This window comes from Salimicrobium halophilum (assembly GCF_900100295.1).
GTDB lineage: Bacteria > Bacillota > Bacilli > Bacillales > Halobacillaceae > Salimicrobium > Salimicrobium halophilum.
Map to the genome: position 1 here is coordinate 126,799 of NZ_FNEV01000002.1, position 14,349 is coordinate 141,147.

Annotated in this window: 17 protein-coding genes; 14 read left to right on the forward strand and 3 right to left on the reverse strand. The window is 48.1% G+C overall.

Going from position 1 to position 14,349, the window contains the following annotated elements; translation table 11 throughout:
* The first annotated feature begins 62 nt into the window (after positions 1-62).
* Genes BLQ44_RS03900 through BLQ44_RS03915 form a run of 4 tightly spaced genes read left to right on the forward strand, consistent with a single transcriptional unit; the run spans position 63 to position 3,705 of the window.
* Positions 63-605, forward strand: a complete 543-nt coding sequence (locus tag BLQ44_RS03900) for a TVP38/TMEM64 family protein (RefSeq protein WP_245688088.1) — start codon at positions 63-65, stop codon at positions 603-605.
* Positions 606-614: 9 nt separating this feature from the next.
* Entirely contained in the window at positions 615-1,193 is a 579-nt protein-coding gene (locus tag BLQ44_RS03905; RefSeq protein WP_093192308.1) for a CDP-alcohol phosphatidyltransferase family protein, read from the forward strand.
* A 26-nt stretch (positions 1,194-1,219) separates the two neighbouring features.
* Positions 1,220-2,635, forward strand: a complete 1,416-nt coding sequence (locus tag BLQ44_RS03910) for a dihydrolipoyl dehydrogenase family protein (protein ID WP_093192909.1) — start codon at positions 1,220-1,222, stop codon at positions 2,633-2,635.
* Positions 2,632-3,705, forward strand: coding sequence for an FAD-dependent oxidoreductase (locus BLQ44_RS03915; protein WP_093192910.1), 1,074 nt, complete (start codon positions 2,632-2,634; stop codon positions 3,703-3,705). Before BLQ44_RS03910 ends, BLQ44_RS03915 begins: the two co-directional genes overlap by 4 nt.
* Positions 3,706-3,742: 37 nt before the next feature.
* On the opposite strand, the gene BLQ44_RS03920 is transcribed toward BLQ44_RS03915, so the two are convergent.
* Positions 3,743-3,985, reverse strand: coding sequence for a YkvS family protein (locus BLQ44_RS03920; protein WP_093192310.1), 243 nt, complete (start codon positions 3,983-3,985; stop codon positions 3,743-3,745).
* Between the two features lie 69 nt (positions 3,986-4,054).
* Entirely contained in the window at positions 4,055-4,936 is an 882-nt protein-coding gene (locus BLQ44_RS03925) for an alpha/beta hydrolase (RefSeq protein ID WP_093192312.1), read from the reverse strand.
* Positions 4,937-5,058: 122 nt separating this feature from the next.
* On the opposite strand from BLQ44_RS03925, the gene BLQ44_RS03930 reads away from it, so the two are divergent.
* From BLQ44_RS03930 to BLQ44_RS03955, 5 genes are all read left to right on the forward strand, one after another.
* Positions 5,059-6,102: a glycosyltransferase gene (locus BLQ44_RS03930; RefSeq protein ID WP_093192314.1), complete on the forward strand. Its 1,044-nt coding sequence runs from the start codon at positions 5,059-5,061 to the stop codon at positions 6,100-6,102.
* 60 nt (positions 6,103-6,162) lie between these two features.
* The gene (locus BLQ44_RS03935) at positions 6,163-6,804 is read left to right on the forward strand and encodes an HAD hydrolase-like protein (protein WP_093192316.1); all 642 of its coding nucleotides are present in this window, start codon (positions 6,163-6,165) and stop codon (positions 6,802-6,804) included.
* A gap of 68 nt (positions 6,805-6,872) precedes the next feature.
* Positions 6,873-7,295 (forward strand): hypothetical protein, encoded by a 423-nt coding sequence (locus tag BLQ44_RS03940; protein ID WP_093192318.1) that lies wholly within the window; start codon positions 6,873-6,875, stop codon positions 7,293-7,295.
* A 235-nt stretch (positions 7,296-7,530) separates the two neighbouring features.
* Entirely contained in the window at positions 7,531-7,947 is a 417-nt protein-coding gene (locus tag BLQ44_RS03950; protein WP_093192322.1) for a hypothetical protein, read from the forward strand.
* An 11-nt stretch (positions 7,948-7,958) separates the two neighbouring features.
* A complete protein-coding gene (locus tag BLQ44_RS03955) occupies positions 7,959-8,141 on the forward strand; it encodes a hypothetical protein (protein ID WP_093192324.1) in 183 nt (60 codons plus the stop codon).
* Positions 8,142-8,147: 6 nt separating this feature from the next.
* On the opposite strand, the gene BLQ44_RS03960 is transcribed toward BLQ44_RS03955, so the two are convergent.
* A complete protein-coding gene (locus BLQ44_RS03960; protein WP_093192326.1) occupies positions 8,148-9,416 on the reverse strand; it encodes a helix-turn-helix domain-containing protein in 1,269 nt (422 codons plus the stop codon).
* Positions 9,417-9,620: 204 nt separating this feature from the next.
* On the opposite strand from BLQ44_RS03960, the gene BLQ44_RS16465 reads away from it, so the two are divergent.
* From BLQ44_RS16465 to BLQ44_RS03980, 5 genes are all read left to right on the forward strand, one after another.
* Entirely contained in the window at positions 9,621-9,791 is a 171-nt protein-coding gene (locus BLQ44_RS16465; protein ID WP_176757419.1) for a hypothetical protein, read from the forward strand.
* Between the two features lie 98 nt (positions 9,792-9,889).
* Positions 9,890-10,072 (forward strand): hypothetical protein, encoded by a 183-nt coding sequence (locus BLQ44_RS03965; protein ID WP_093192328.1) that lies wholly within the window; start codon positions 9,890-9,892, stop codon positions 10,070-10,072.
* A gap of 2 nt (positions 10,073-10,074) precedes the next feature.
* Entirely contained in the window at positions 10,075-10,410 is a 336-nt protein-coding gene (locus BLQ44_RS03970; protein ID WP_093192330.1) for a hypothetical protein, read from the forward strand.
* A gap of 165 nt (positions 10,411-10,575) precedes the next feature.
* The gene (locus BLQ44_RS03975; protein WP_093192332.1) at positions 10,576-12,651 is read left to right on the forward strand and encodes a peptidoglycan D,D-transpeptidase FtsI family protein; all 2,076 of its coding nucleotides are present in this window, start codon (positions 10,576-10,578) and stop codon (positions 12,649-12,651) included.
* Between the two features lie 151 nt (positions 12,652-12,802).
* On the forward strand, positions 12,803-14,308 hold the full coding sequence (locus tag BLQ44_RS03980; protein ID WP_093192335.1) for a flotillin family protein: 1,506 nt from the start codon (positions 12,803-12,805) through the stop codon (positions 14,306-14,308).
* The last annotated feature ends 41 nt before the right edge of the window (positions 14,309-14,349 follow it).

Genomic DNA, 14,349 nt, shown 5'->3' on the forward strand with positions numbered 1-14,349 from the left:
TTCTTTTGATATGGGTGAATTACCGGTGGCATATAGGCCCGGAGGAGGTTCGTACCTTCATTATGTCATTCGGTTGGAAAGCGCCGCTTATCTATATGCTCCTTTACATGTTGGCGCCATTTGTGTTCTTTCCAGCTTCTGTATTGTCTTTGACTGCAGGAATCACTTATGGCCTGTGGCCCGGAATGCTGTTCATATGGGTAGGAGCGGTCGGGGCGGCTTCCACCGGCTACCTCATCGGGAGCTTTCTAGGAACGAAAATCGCCAGTCTCCGTCACTTTGAGATCACTGACCGTTTACAGAAACAAGTGGCGACCCAGGGTTTTTTGTTCGTATTAACGTTGAGACTTATACCACTCATGGGATTCGGTTTATTGAGTTATCTTTCAGGATGGCTCGATATCCGCTTCCGCACGTACATAACTGCGACGATGATCGGGATTCTTCCGGGGACGTTCGCTTACGTCACAGTCGGCGCCAGTCTGGATAGTGGTAACCCGTGGCTGATTGCCGCAGCAGTAAGTTTCGCTGCCTGCTTCTTCGGAATTATGTACAAATATCGGGATAAAGTAAGAACCTGGATAGGATTTGAGGATAAGGAATGAGGGAGTACTATGTTGGACACACACGCAAGGAAATACGTAGAACCGTCGATTGAACGTTCAGCCCGCTGGTTTCTAGACAAAGGGAGAACGGCGAATGAAGTGACGATTCTCGCCTTTCTGGTAGGAGTTGGAGCTTCTGTATGGTATATCACCGGCTTTCCGGTAGTGGCTGTACTATTCTTATGGTTATCCGGTTTCCTGGATGCCGTAGATGGAACGATGGCACGGCATTCGGAAACGTCACCGTTCGGCACAGTGATGGATGTAACGTTCGACCGGGTGGTGGAGATCGGCATCATACTGGCCATCGCCTTTGTTCATCCGGAAATGCTATGGCCTCTGCTCCTGCTCAGTGTTTCCATCATTTTTTCGATGACGGTGTTCCTTGTGGTAGGTACCGTTTCAGAAAAAGTGGGGATGAAGTCTTTCTACTACCAGGCAGGAGTCGCGGAGAGAACGGAAGGATTTCTTCTGTTCAGCCTGATGATGCTCGTGCCCCAATGGTTGTTCTTCTCCACGCTTTTTTTCTTCGTCGTAGAGACGTTCACCGGCCTGCAACGATTGTTCGAGGCTAAGAAAATATTGTGACTTATATACAGAAAGCAGGGATAAGTATGTACGATATCATTGTCATCGGCGGCGGAGCAGGAGGACTCACGGTCGCAGCCGGTGCTGCATCACTCGGAGCGAAAACCGCTATTATAGAAAAAAGGGAATCTCTCGGTGGAGATTGTCTTCATTACGGATGTGTCCCTTCGAAAGCGCTCATTGAAGCGGCGAATGAAATATACACAGCAAGGAACGTTGCCTATGCGGGAGTCAAGGCTGAAGGGAAAGTGGATCTTGGGAAGGTGATGAAACGAGTCCAGGAATCCGTCACCACGATCGAGGAGCATGACAGTATAGAGAGGTTCGAGTCTCTCGGGGTGGATGTATACCTCGGGGCTCCTGAATTTACAGAAAATCGAGAGTTATTCGTGAACGGTGAGGTTCTACGCGGGAAAAAGATAGTGATAGCCACCGGCTCTACAGTGAATGTGCCGCCGGTAGAAGGGCTTGAGGAAGCAGACTATTGGACGAATGAAACGGTGTTCCAACAGACAGAACTACCGGAGAGGATGGCATTCATCGGAGCCGGTCCTGTAGGACTTGAAATCGCTCAGTCCTTCGCCCGCCTCGGTACGGACGTGACGGTGTTTGAAGGTGGAGCGACAATTTTGAAAAAAGAAGATCGTGCCATACAGAAGAAAGCAATGGAAATTCTGGAGCGGGAGATGACGATTGTGACGGACGCCCGTGTGCAGAAAGTAAGTTCCGGATCCGGGGAGACGGTCGTTCATTACACGAAGGACGGGAAAGAAGAGACGCTGTCCACAGACCGTATTTTCCTTGCTGCCGGTCGCAAACCGAACACCGAAGGGTTGAATCTCTCGCAAGGAGGAATCGTGACGAATGAGAAAGGCTTCATTGACGTGGATGAGACGCTTCGTACGGAGAATCCGAATGTGTTTGCTATCGGAGATGTGACAGGTGAGATGCCGTTCACCCACGTAGCGGGGGAGCACGGGAAGCTCGTGGTTCAGAACGCTCTGTTTTCATTGAAGCGACGTATGTCCTACGAAGCGATGCCCTGGAACACGTATATCACACCGGAAATATTCCACATTGGACGGACGCAGGAAGAGGCTGCAGAGGAATATGAAGACATACTCGTTTACGAGACGCAGCTACAGGACGTGGACCGGTTCGTTTCCGACCATGCATCGGAAGGATTCGTGAAAATAATTACGGATGTCAAAGGAAAGATCCTCGGTGCTCACGCCATCGGGAAAGGGGCAGGAGATTGGATGCAGCCGGTCGTCGCTGTCATGACGGAAGGAAAAACGATCAGAGATCTCTCAGGAATGGTTTACCCGTATCCGAACCATGCTGCCGCTCTCGAGAGTACAGCAAGCCAATATTGGCGCCAAAAATTATTCTCCGGAGTCGTACCGGCTGTCACGAAAAAGGTGATCAGATGGTTGGGATGAACAGATTGTTGTTGATCGGAGGCGGGCATGCGAACGTATATATTCTGGATGCCCTCCGGAAGGAAAGCGTGGATATGGAAGTGACGATGGTCTCTCCCTCCCGCTACCAATATTATTCAGGGATGTTTTCAGGGTTCACCGAAGGATTGTATGAGAAAGAAGATATCCGGATCGATCTCAGGCGTCTCGCCGAAGATGGCGGAGGTTCCTTCATCGAAGGGGAAGTGACGCATGTGGATCCGCAGCGTAAAGAAGTGAAAGTGGGAGAGGATACGATACGATTCGATCTCGTTTCCTTCGATACAGGGTCTCTCGTTAAGGAACCGAATCATCTGCAGGAAGACGTATACTCCGTCAAACCGAACTACGTCTTTCCTGAGAATATCGATCATCTGAAGAGAACACGGGAGCCGGTCATCGTCGGTGGAGGAGCAGCAGGAGTGGAGCTTGCCTTCTCTATGCTGGCGTGGAGAAAGAAGCACCAGGTCCATCAGCGCGTCACGCTCATCCATTCTTCGCATCTTCTCGAAGAGTTCGGAAAAAAGGCCTCGAGGAAAGCCGAAGAGCTCGCTGCGGAGAAAGGCATCAGCGTCATTACCGGAGAACGGGTGACAGATGTCGATAAAGAAGTACTATGGACAGACAGTGACAGGCGTGTATCTCATACAGGAGTCCTTTGGCTTGCGGGAGCGGAGGCGCCTCCTCTCTATGAAAAATCCGGAATAAAAACCGATCAGGATGGATTCATGCTTGTGAATGATCAACTGCAGAGTGTGAGTCATCCCTCTCTATTCGGAGCTGGAGACTGTGTGTCTTTTCTGAAGAACCGGGTTCCGAAAAACGGTGTGTACGCAATCCGCCAAGCACCGGTGTTGTGGGAAAATCTGAAACGGAAATGTAAAGACGAACCACTATCTTCTTTCCGGCCGCAGCGAACGTATATGGCGATTCTTTCTACGGGACAGAAAGAAGGACTGCTCTCCTACGGAGGACTGGTGCTGCATCATCGTCTGTGTTTCCGTCTCAAGCATTTCATCGATTCCCGTTTCATCAAAAATTACGAAACATGAAGAAAGCGAAGCCGGGTTGTCGGCTTCGCTTTCTTATTTATAGGGATGGGTCTGCATTTCTTTCGATGATCTGATATTTCTTATGATTCACACATGTGAGGTGAGAGTCGACGTCTCTGTCCGGAAGTTCTTCCATGACACTTAAATCTACGACGACGGAATTCGTACAGCCGGAAGGGATGACTTTCCCTTTCCACGTGGCCTTTCCACGAGTGAAGCTGACGATATCTCCCGGTACGGCTTTATTCTCTTCTTTTACCGGAGTGTCCTGATCCTGCATGATGTTCCCCCTGCCTTCCTACATATATTTGGTATTCTCATACCACGTTTGAAAAGATTTCAAACCTCTTCACGTGTTGTAAAATGTGCGGGCAAGGCCGGATTCCATCAGCGTCCATGCCTCCAAAGCTTTTTCTTCCGGTCCGAGGTGGGTGAACGCATGACGACACCCTTCGAACTCGTGCAAGTCACAGTCGACGCCGGCATTCTTCAGTTTCCCTGCGTACCGTTTGCCTTCAGGGTTGAAGGCGTCGTATTCAGGAATGATCATCAAAGCGGGTGCTACACCGGACACCTCTTCCGCAAAGACAGGAGATGCATGCGGATGTCCCATGCTTCTCTCATCCGGGATATAAGATTCATTCAAGAAATGGGCGACCTGAGGGAACTTGGCACGATTCTCGTCAGGTTCCGGTTTATCCGCGTGAGACGTGACGAAATCGAGCATCGGATAAGCAAGTACCTGTAGGACCGGCTGCGGTTCCTGCTTTTCTTTCAGGTAAAGGCAAAGCGCAGCAGCCAGGTTGCCTCCTGAACTCTGACCGCCGATGGCTATTTGGTTCGGGTTCAGATACAGGGAAGGAGCGTATTTCTTCAGCCAGTGCCAGACTTCATAAAGTTGTTCGACCGGTTCAGGGAAGGGATGTTCCGGTGCTTTCGGGTAGTCGACGTTCACGACGGCGCAGTGAGCATGATTTGCGATGTGCCGGCAATAGGGATCATCCATTTCTTTATTGTTCATGATGAAGGCACCGCCGTGCAGGTTTATGTACACCGGGAGCGGGTCGTAATCGTGAGCAGAAGGATAATAAACCGAGATTTCGGTCGTCGCGATACGAGTATCGATGAGGAACTCTTTTTTGTCCTCCACTTCCTCATAGGGTACCATCGTTTGTTTACTTTCTTTGTTCGGTAGTAGTCGCAAGGTCGTCGCGACGGTTTTCTTCAGCATGATCATCCCGCCTTTCTGCAGTTTCTCAGGACGATACCCTATTTTTCAGGATAATAAGCATAGGCTTCCCTATTTCAGGGAACAAAAGTAGAACCAAAGGTTTGAAAAGAGAGGTGTATTGTATGTTTTGGATGGTTGCAGCAATGGTAACGACAGCTGGTCTGTTCAGGCACCGGGTGTCCTTTCCGAAAACAGGAACGAAGACGAAGGGGAGTTTTTCGACCATCATACCGGCACGTAATGAAGAAGATAACCTTAAGAGGTTGTTACCGACGTTAGCTGAATCAGGAGAAGTGATCGTCGTCGATGACAATTCGGAAGATGAAACGGCCGAAGTTGCTGAAAGAAGTGGAGCAAGAGTGATCCGCGCACCTGAGTTGCCGGAAGGGTGGATGGGAAAGTCATGGGCTTGTCATAACGGAGCGAAAGAAGCTTCCGGAGAGACTTTAATCTTCCTTGATGCCGATACGTGGATGGAAGAGGAAGGGACCGAACGGATTGTCCGTTACGTAGAGGACCACGATAGTTTGATAACCGTCCATCCGTATCATGTCATGAAGTCCTTCCCGGAAAAATTGTCGGCAGTCTTCCATTCTGTCGTTTATGCATCTACAGGGATTACGGCTCTCGGAACTAAGAAGGGCAGTTCTCTAGGGGGCTTCGGTCCATGTCTCGCACTTCCTGCTTCGCTGTACCGGAACCTCGGGGGTCATGAAGCGATCCGGGGTGAGGTGACGGAACATCTTGCCTTCTCACGGAAGGCTGCTGAGCAGGGGATTCCTGTCAAAGCGTTCAGTGGGAGAGGGGTACTGTCGATGCGGATGTATCCTGCGAGTTTTCGGGCAGTGACCGCCGGTTGGGCGAAGAGCTTCGCATCCGGGGCGGCCTCCGCTTCTCCCTGGATGACGATTTGGAACGTAGCCTGGATTTCTTCGGTATTCTCATTCCTTGCGCGGATTCCTGATATAGGATGGCCTTCCGTGATCGGTTATACCTTCCTATCAGGGTGGCTGGCACGCTTCTGGAAAGACATTGGGAACTTCCATATTGGAGATGCGCTTTTGTTTCCGGTTCATTTTCTGTTTTTCATCTCGTTGTTCACGTATTCTCTTGCAAGTACGTTTCTTCTCAAGCAGACGACATGGAAAGGTCGCGTCATTACATGAGTAGGGCAGCAGGTCAGTTGTGATAAACTGGAAAGCGAGATTCAGGAAAAGAGGGGTAGAATGACAAAAGCGATCATATTCGATATGGACGGAACGTTATTTCAGACAGAGATGGTACTCGAGCACGCGCTGGAAGCTGTCTTTTCTGATTTGAGAAGCGAAGGGAAATGGGAGGGAGCGGCGCCGGTAGAGACATACAAAGAAATTATGGGAGTGCCGCTTCCGGTCGTCTGGGATACCCTTTTGCCGAAAGAAACGGATAAAGTGAAGGAAGAAATGAATGAACGATTTCAGACGTATCTGATTTCATCCATTCAAGAGGGGAAAGGTGCTCTCTATCCGCATGTGCTGGAGACGCTCGCTGATCTGAAAGAAGAAGGGTATACCCTGCTGGTTGCGTCCAACGGGCTCCCCGATTATCTAAAGGCGATTGTGGAAACTTACCATCTCGACCACTACATAAGTGATGTCTTCAGTATTGCTAGAGTCGCCTCCGGAGATAAAGGGGAGCTTGTAGAGAAAGCTTGTAACTCTTATGGAGTGACAAAAGGGATGGGAGTAGGAGACCGGTTATCCGATTTCAAAGCCGCTCACCGAAACCGTCTGAAGGCTATTGGCTGCCGATTTGATTTCTCCAAAGAGGAGGAGCTGAAAGAAGCGGATATTATTATCGATGATTTGCAGGAACTGATGAATATTTAAAAATTTTCCTTTCTTTGAAACTTCCTCCCGGTTCATTCGTAAGCAGGGAGAGAGACGGGAGGGAGAAAATGAATTGGCTATCCGGATTTTTTGTAGTACTTATTCTGTTCGTCATTCCTATTACTTTGGCTAAAACTGCCGACACCCTTCACCAGCGTCTGTTCAGAAAGTGGCCGGATAAAGTCGTTTTTCTGCTTCTCGTCATAACAACGATCCTTTTTGAGGCTCTATTGACATGGACGGTGGCATGGCAGACAGAGATGAGCTATGGTGACAGTCATTTCACGGTCAGTTTCCTTCTTTTGATTCTGGTTTGGTTCATGGAGTTCAACCGGGAAATGGAGAACCGGGAAGCGACCTCACAGAATGTCGGCTTCGGTAGCGGAGAGAAAACGTATGAAATCGAGGCTTTTTCTTTTCGGGTGACTCCGATTTCAATAGGTATGGGTCTCTATTTCGCTGCTGGTCTGATTTTCTTTTTACTATTGTGACCTTAGGAAAAGGAGAGGGATACCTATGTGGGAATCTTGGGAAAAGCGGAAGGAACGATCGCGAAGACGGCAAAAGAGGGAAGAGGCTTATACATGGGCAGACATTCTTTTCGATATTGTCTTGTGGGTGCCCGAAGTACTCGCTCTTCCCTTCCGCCTTCTATATTATTTCGGTAGACTGATCTTCAAGATTTTCGGGTATATATTAGAAGCTATATAAAGTGGGGGAGCCTGTATGAGTTCAAGAATCAGCTTATTCTCTTCCGGTATCATACCGACAATCATCTTCATTTTTCTCTTTAAAGCTGTACAGGAAGGAATAGGTGACAGTACAGGGTATCTGTTCGCTTCTTTTATTCTGCTTCTGTTATTTGCCTGGAGGTCTTCGTTGACGATTGAGGAAGATACTGTGACCCGTCATATTTCTCTCCTCAACAAAGACATACATCAACGGAGGGTATCCTCGGAAGAAATAAGGGAAATAAAGTTCCGTCGTGCAGGATGGATGAGAAAACGATCCATTATAGTGACGAGCGAAGGAAGAAATATGCACATCGGCCAGGCAGAAGATGGGGTGATGGAGTACCTCGAATCATTTGCAAAGCGCCACGAAATTCCTCGGGATTATGCAAAAGAATACAAATGGTTGTGAGGAGGAAGCTCATGTCTGATAAGAAATTTTTCACCATTACTGGTGCCATTGCCTATCTGTCCTGGCCTGTCTATTTTTTGATCGATCGTTCCCACGATTATAAAGGAGACGAAATCGTGGAAGCGATGACGTTTGCGACCGCAGCCGTAGTGGTCTATGCTCTGGTTCTTTTCCTTCATTTCAAAAAAGGATAGGGAAACTTACTCTTTGCCTTTGGTCTGTTCGCACGTATCAAGGGCCAACTCGAAATAGTAAGCAGCTTTTTTATACAGAGATAGCTGCTTGTAACAGTCGGCTACGAGACGGGCGTAGGATATGATGGCACGCTGATTGTTGCTTTCTTTCAGATACGGGAAGAATTCCTCCGTGATGTAAGGCTCCCAGGCTTCGTGAGGTTCAAAAAGAAACAGCTGGTAAAACTGGAGTTCTTTCCACTGCAAAGATTCCCGGCTCAGGCTGTTTTTTCGTTTCCACGCTTCGTGCCAGGTGGTTTCAGCTTCTTCTCTGTGATCATAGCGGTAATAGATCGAAATGAGAAACACCATGGTCGTCATGTAGCTATGCGCATCCTGTCCTTCTTTGTAGGACAGCGAATTCCTCAAATGGTGGATGATCCGTTCCGGTTCATGCAGGCGACTGTACACGTTTGCCAGGTTATGTTCGACGATGCCGAGGATATGAGGCAGGTCGAGTGCTTTGGCTAGTCTTTTGGCCTTGGTAAGCTGTTCGAGCGCTGCATCGAAGTGACGGGAGCGGCTGTAGGAGACTCCCATCTGAATATGCGTGCGGGCACATTGTTCCAGGCGGTAGTGAGGCTGGTAGATTTCAAGAGCCGCTTTCGCGTATTCGAGACTTACCGCATCTTTCTGCTGTTTGGAGACGGCCAGGCTAAGAAGGTAGTAGGCATCCGCTTTCTCAAGTTCATGGAGAACGGGATGAAAATAGTCCTTGATCGCTTTCGTGAGGGCCCGTTCCGCATCCTGCGTATTTCCTTTAACAAGCTCAAGGTTTCCCGTATGCTTCCAATAGAAGAAACGGTTTCTGTCCGAAAGGCCGCTGGTGAGCTCCCGTGTGGCTTGAATCGAGTCTTCCGCTTTTTGCACATCATTCATCAGAATATAGTGACGGATCGCTAATACGTGATAGTCTTCCAGGGTGTTGGAATGCATCGTCTGGGTTATGTAGGGATCGAGCTTCTGATGGATACGGATGGAATCATCCTTCTGATTCTGAAGCAGAACATCTTCCCATTGTTCGAGTAAACCACGCACCGTATCGATTTCTGAATTCTGACGGGAGACGTCCATACCGACCCGTTCAAACAGTTGGGCCATTGTATCTTCCGCCGGCACGAGCTGGTTGTTTTCAATCCGCGACAAATAAGACGGAGACACGATTCCCCGGCACACTTCCTGCTGACTCAAGTTATTCTTCTGACGGTAATACTTCAGTAACGTCCCCTGGTCCATAGCTGTATCCTCCGTTCATTGTAACCCTCTCTATTCAGGAAAACACAAATAATCAGACTTTTCCATAGAGTTGTGCAACTTATACACATTTTTTTGAAGTGACACATGAATTTCTTCTGCTTTTTCACAATAGAAGAAGTATTCAGTTATCACTGAAAGACTGGTAAAGTGAAGGGGAGAACAACGGAGAAGGAGTAGGGTACGATGAAAAAAGTGGCTTGGACCATCGTTTTCTTAGTGATTTTGAATATAAGTCTGTTTGTATTATACGGCACTGTATTTTCTTCAGACGACGAGCAGCCGATTATACCGGGGGAAGAAGTCGTCGATCTACAGGGAGAAGAAGTGAATAGTGCTCCCCCTTACATCAGTTGATTACGGATTGTCTATTTGTAGCAGAGTTTCTTATAAAGAGGATCATGACAGGTTTTTCAACGTGTTTGCGACGGGGGTCGGTATAGAGGAGGAATAGTGTGGTGAAACAATTTTTCAGCAGGCAGGAAGTGCGTAGTGCGCTTCTGATGATCGTTCTGGCATTTCTATTGCTTGGAGACAGCTGGGTGCTGTTCTGGACAGGGATTGTTGCTCTTGGCGCATGGGAACTGATCTTATACATAAAGGAAGAAAGAGAGTACTCGGATATCAGGAGCAGATAGCCATGCTAAGGGTTTGGAAGAGAAGGTACGGCATGGTTTTCTCCAAAAAATTTACAGGTGTGGTTCAAGAGAGAAACGGTTCTGAAGGGATGGTTTCTTTTTTATGCGACGATTTTAAAGGAAGGTGGAGGAAGATGGGGATATTAGTGAGTATAGTAATAATCGTATCCTTATGGTCTATAACGAATACGTTAGAGAAGCTGGTGGGAAAGGTGATGAAGAATCTTGACTATCAGAATGAACGACTTGCCTCCATTGAGGAATTGTTACGGAAGCGAGAGGGAAAGGATATCGGATCAGTGGAGAATTCCAGCAGGAAGAGGGACGAAGATCTATGAATGAAAAGACGGTGAACAATCTGAATTTTGTCAGTCACAAAGGCAGAAATCATAAGCGTCCCGTGATAAAATAGACCAGTAGTGTTCATTTTGATTTTTTAGGTAAAGCGTTTTTTATAATCGATGGAAAGAAACATAACCATGACTGATAAGGAGCTATGAGTAGTGAGCAAAAAAGGAAAATCCCACATCCCGTTTCGCTTGAATATCATCTTTCTGATCGTATTCATATTGTTCGCAGTTCTCATTCTGCAACTGGGGGTCGTCCAGATACTTACCGGCGAAGCGGCCCAGGACCAGATCAACCGGACAGAGAATGTAACGACAGATATCCCCGTTCCACGCGGTGAAATGTACGATAGGAACGGAAATCTGGTGGTAGCGAACGATTCCATGTATTCCATCACGTATACGCCTCCAAAAGGTGTGCAGGCAGAGGATAAGTTGGAATTGGCGGAGAAATTAAGCAATTTTATGACACTTGATACGGAAGGACTTCGGTTAAGGGATAAGAAAGAGTATTTCTTCCTGAAAAATCCGGATGTTATCGAAGAACGAGTAGATGAAGAAGAAACAGCTGACCTTGAACCTGGTGAAGTGTATCAGGTGCAGTTGGACGCAATTACGGAAAAAGACGTTGCCGGGTATGACCAGAAGACCCTTGAAGTGATTGCGATCAATAAAGAACTGAACAAGGCCTATGCCCTTGCTCCACACGTTGTGAAAGACGAGAATATTACGGAGGAAGAGTATTCGAGAGTCGCCGAACATCTCCCTTCTCTTCCTGGAGTGAACGTAACCTCGAACTGGGAACGTGCTTATCCATACGGAAATACATTCAAGAACTATCTTGGAAGTATCTCCTCCAGGGAGCAGGGAGTTCCGCGTGAGAAGTTGGAGGAGTATCTCGCTCTTGATTATAGCCGGAACGACCGTGTCGGCACGAGTGGCCTTGAAGAAGAGTACGAAACGATTCTGCGTGGCGTGAAAGAGAAGGTTCAGCATACGACGGACCGGAACAATAACGTCATCGACTCCAAAGTGATCCGTGAAGGAAAAAGCGGCAAAGACGTCGTTCTTTCCATCGATATGGAATATCAGAAGCGGGTGGATGAAATCGTAAGAGAAGAACTTGCGAAAAACGCACCTTACAATCCGGAACTGAATAATATGCTGGCCGTCGTGTCTGATCCTCAGACAGGGGAGATCCTAGCAATCTCCGGTCAATCCTACAATAGAGATGCCAAGAACCCGGAGGATCGGATCAGTGATACCTCCCATCAGGCTGTCTACAATGCTTATCAGCCTGGTTCCGTGGTGAAGGGAGCGACCATCCTCGCCGGGCTTCACGAAGGGGCGATCGCTCCAGGGACGACAATTTATGATAGTCCGCTACAGTTCCCGGCATCTGCTCCGATGGGATCTTATGCAAACCTTGGTTACGTGAATGACCTTGATGCGCTGCAACTATCTTCAAACGTCTATATGTATCACGTAGCGATGCGTCTCGGAGATTATTACTATCAGGCGAACCAGCCTCTGGGTATGGATACATCCAAGGCGAACAAACTGCTTCGGAACAATTTCCATCAGTTTGGGCTTGGGGTGCCCACCCATGTCGATTTCCCTTTCGAAGCGACTGGATTCGAAGGAAGCGACCCCAGCGGTTCTGATGTGATGCGTACAGCTATCGGACAGTTCAGCAGTTACACGGCATTGCAGCTGAATCAGTATGTGTCCACAATTGCCAACGGTGGGTATCGCCTGCAGCCTCGATTCGTCACGTCTGTTCATGAACCTTCGAATCAGGAAGGGAAACTCGGAGACGTGTATAAGGATTACTCACCTAAGACACTGAATCGTCTGGAAATGGATCAGGCTTATATCGAAAGGGTCCAGGAAGGTTTCAGACAGGTAACCCAGACACCTGCAGGTACGTCATCAGGTGTATTCAACAATGATCGCTTCGGAAAGTATGACATCGTCGGAAAGTCAGGAACAGCCGAAGCGGATACGTATTATCCGAACGGTACAGTGAAGCGTGAACTGACGAACAAAAACTTTGTCGGGTATGCACCGGAGAACAATCCGGAAATCGCGTTCTCTGTCATCGTCCCTGCCTTGGATGTAGAAAGCGAATCACCGAACTACCAAATCGGAGCGAAAGTCGTCGAAGCTTATTTCCAACTGAAAGAGGAACGAGCGAAAAATGAAACGACTTCAGAAAGCACGGAACAATAACCATAAAGCAGCTCTTCCTGTGAGAGCTGCTTTTTCTTTAGAAAAAAGCGAATCGTCATAGATAATTTTCATGAATCAAATGAGAAGTATTTTCATCTATAGTAAAAATGTTACAATGAAACTAATTCGTTATTAGGGGGTACAATTACATATGAACGTTGCTGGTGTGCTTTTTATTGTCATTCCGATTCTGGTGATAGCTGCGATTATCGCCGTCGTTGGATTCTTCTGGTTGAAGTTGAGATACCGAACCGCCAAATCCAACGAAGCTCTGATTATCACGGGACCAAAGCTCGGGGATCCGGACAAAGAAACAAACATTTTCACCGATGATGAAGGCCGTTCGATGAAAATCATCCGGGGCGGAGGTTATCGACTGAAGATGTTCCAGACATCGACGCCGGTGAATTTGACGAGTTTTCAGCTCAAGCTTGAGACTCCTAAGGTGTATACGAACGGAGGAGTTCCGATCGTAGCTGATGCCGTAGCTATGATCAAAGTGGCGGATAGCCTGAAAGGAATCGCAAATTATGCAGAGCAATTCCTGGGAAAAGAACAGGATGAAATCGAACAGGAAATCGTCGAGGTCCTGGGCAGTAACCTGAGGGCCATCCTGTCGAAGATGACGGTGGAAGGAATCAATGAAGACCGGGAAAGTTTCAATGAACAGGTGACGAATATTGCCCAGCGTCAGTTGGATGAAATGGGCTTCAAAATTACATCCCTAGGTCTTACCGACTTGCGTGATGCAGACAAAGATAACGGATACTTAGAAAACTTGGGACGTCCTCGGATTGCCGAGGTCCGTAAGCAGGCGGAGATCGCCGAAGCGAACAGCCAGAGAGAAACGCGTATGCACGTAGCACGCACGGACCAGGAAGCGAAAGAAGAAGAATACAAACGGGAAAGTGCTATTGCGCAGTCCCGAAAAGAGAAAGACATCAAGGACGCGGCGTTCAAAGAAGAAACGGAACGAGCGCGTGCCCAGACGGAGCAGTCCTATGAACTCGAACGTACCAAACTGGCCAAAGAAGTTCAGGAAGAGGACTTACTGATCAAACGTCGTGCCAAAGAAGAAGAACTGGACTTGAAACATATCGAGCGGGAACGCCTGGTTAAGCTTGAGGATGAAGAAGCGAAAGTCCGGAAAGCGAAAGCCGACGCTCAAGCCTACGAAACGACGAAACACGCGGAAGCCGAAGCTCAGAAATCCTCGATCGCCGGGGAAGCTCAGGCAAGAATCAAGAAGGAAGAAGGTTTTGCTGAAGCCGAAGTCATCCGTGAGAAAGGTAGAGCCGAAGCGGAGTCTCGCCGTCTGCTCGCGGAAGCGATGGAGAAACATGGCGACGTGATCATCGTTGAAAAAATAATCGAAATGCTTCCGTTGTTCGCTGAGAAAGTCGCTGAACCGATGAACAACATCGATTCGGTGAAAATCATCGACTCAGGAAACGGACAGGGAGTGCCATCTTTCGGGAAAAGCGTAACGAAATCGATGATGGATATGCAGGAGCCACTGAAAGAGCTTACAGGATTCGATGTGACGAATATGCTTTCTTCTCTAGGGAAAGGGAAAGATCAAGAAAGTGATTCGGAAGCGGTTGGTAGTCTTACAGGTGAACAGGAAGACCTGCCAGAAGATAAAGAGGCAGAGTAATTCAAAACAAACAGAGAGAAGATCACCAGTCACAGGTGTCT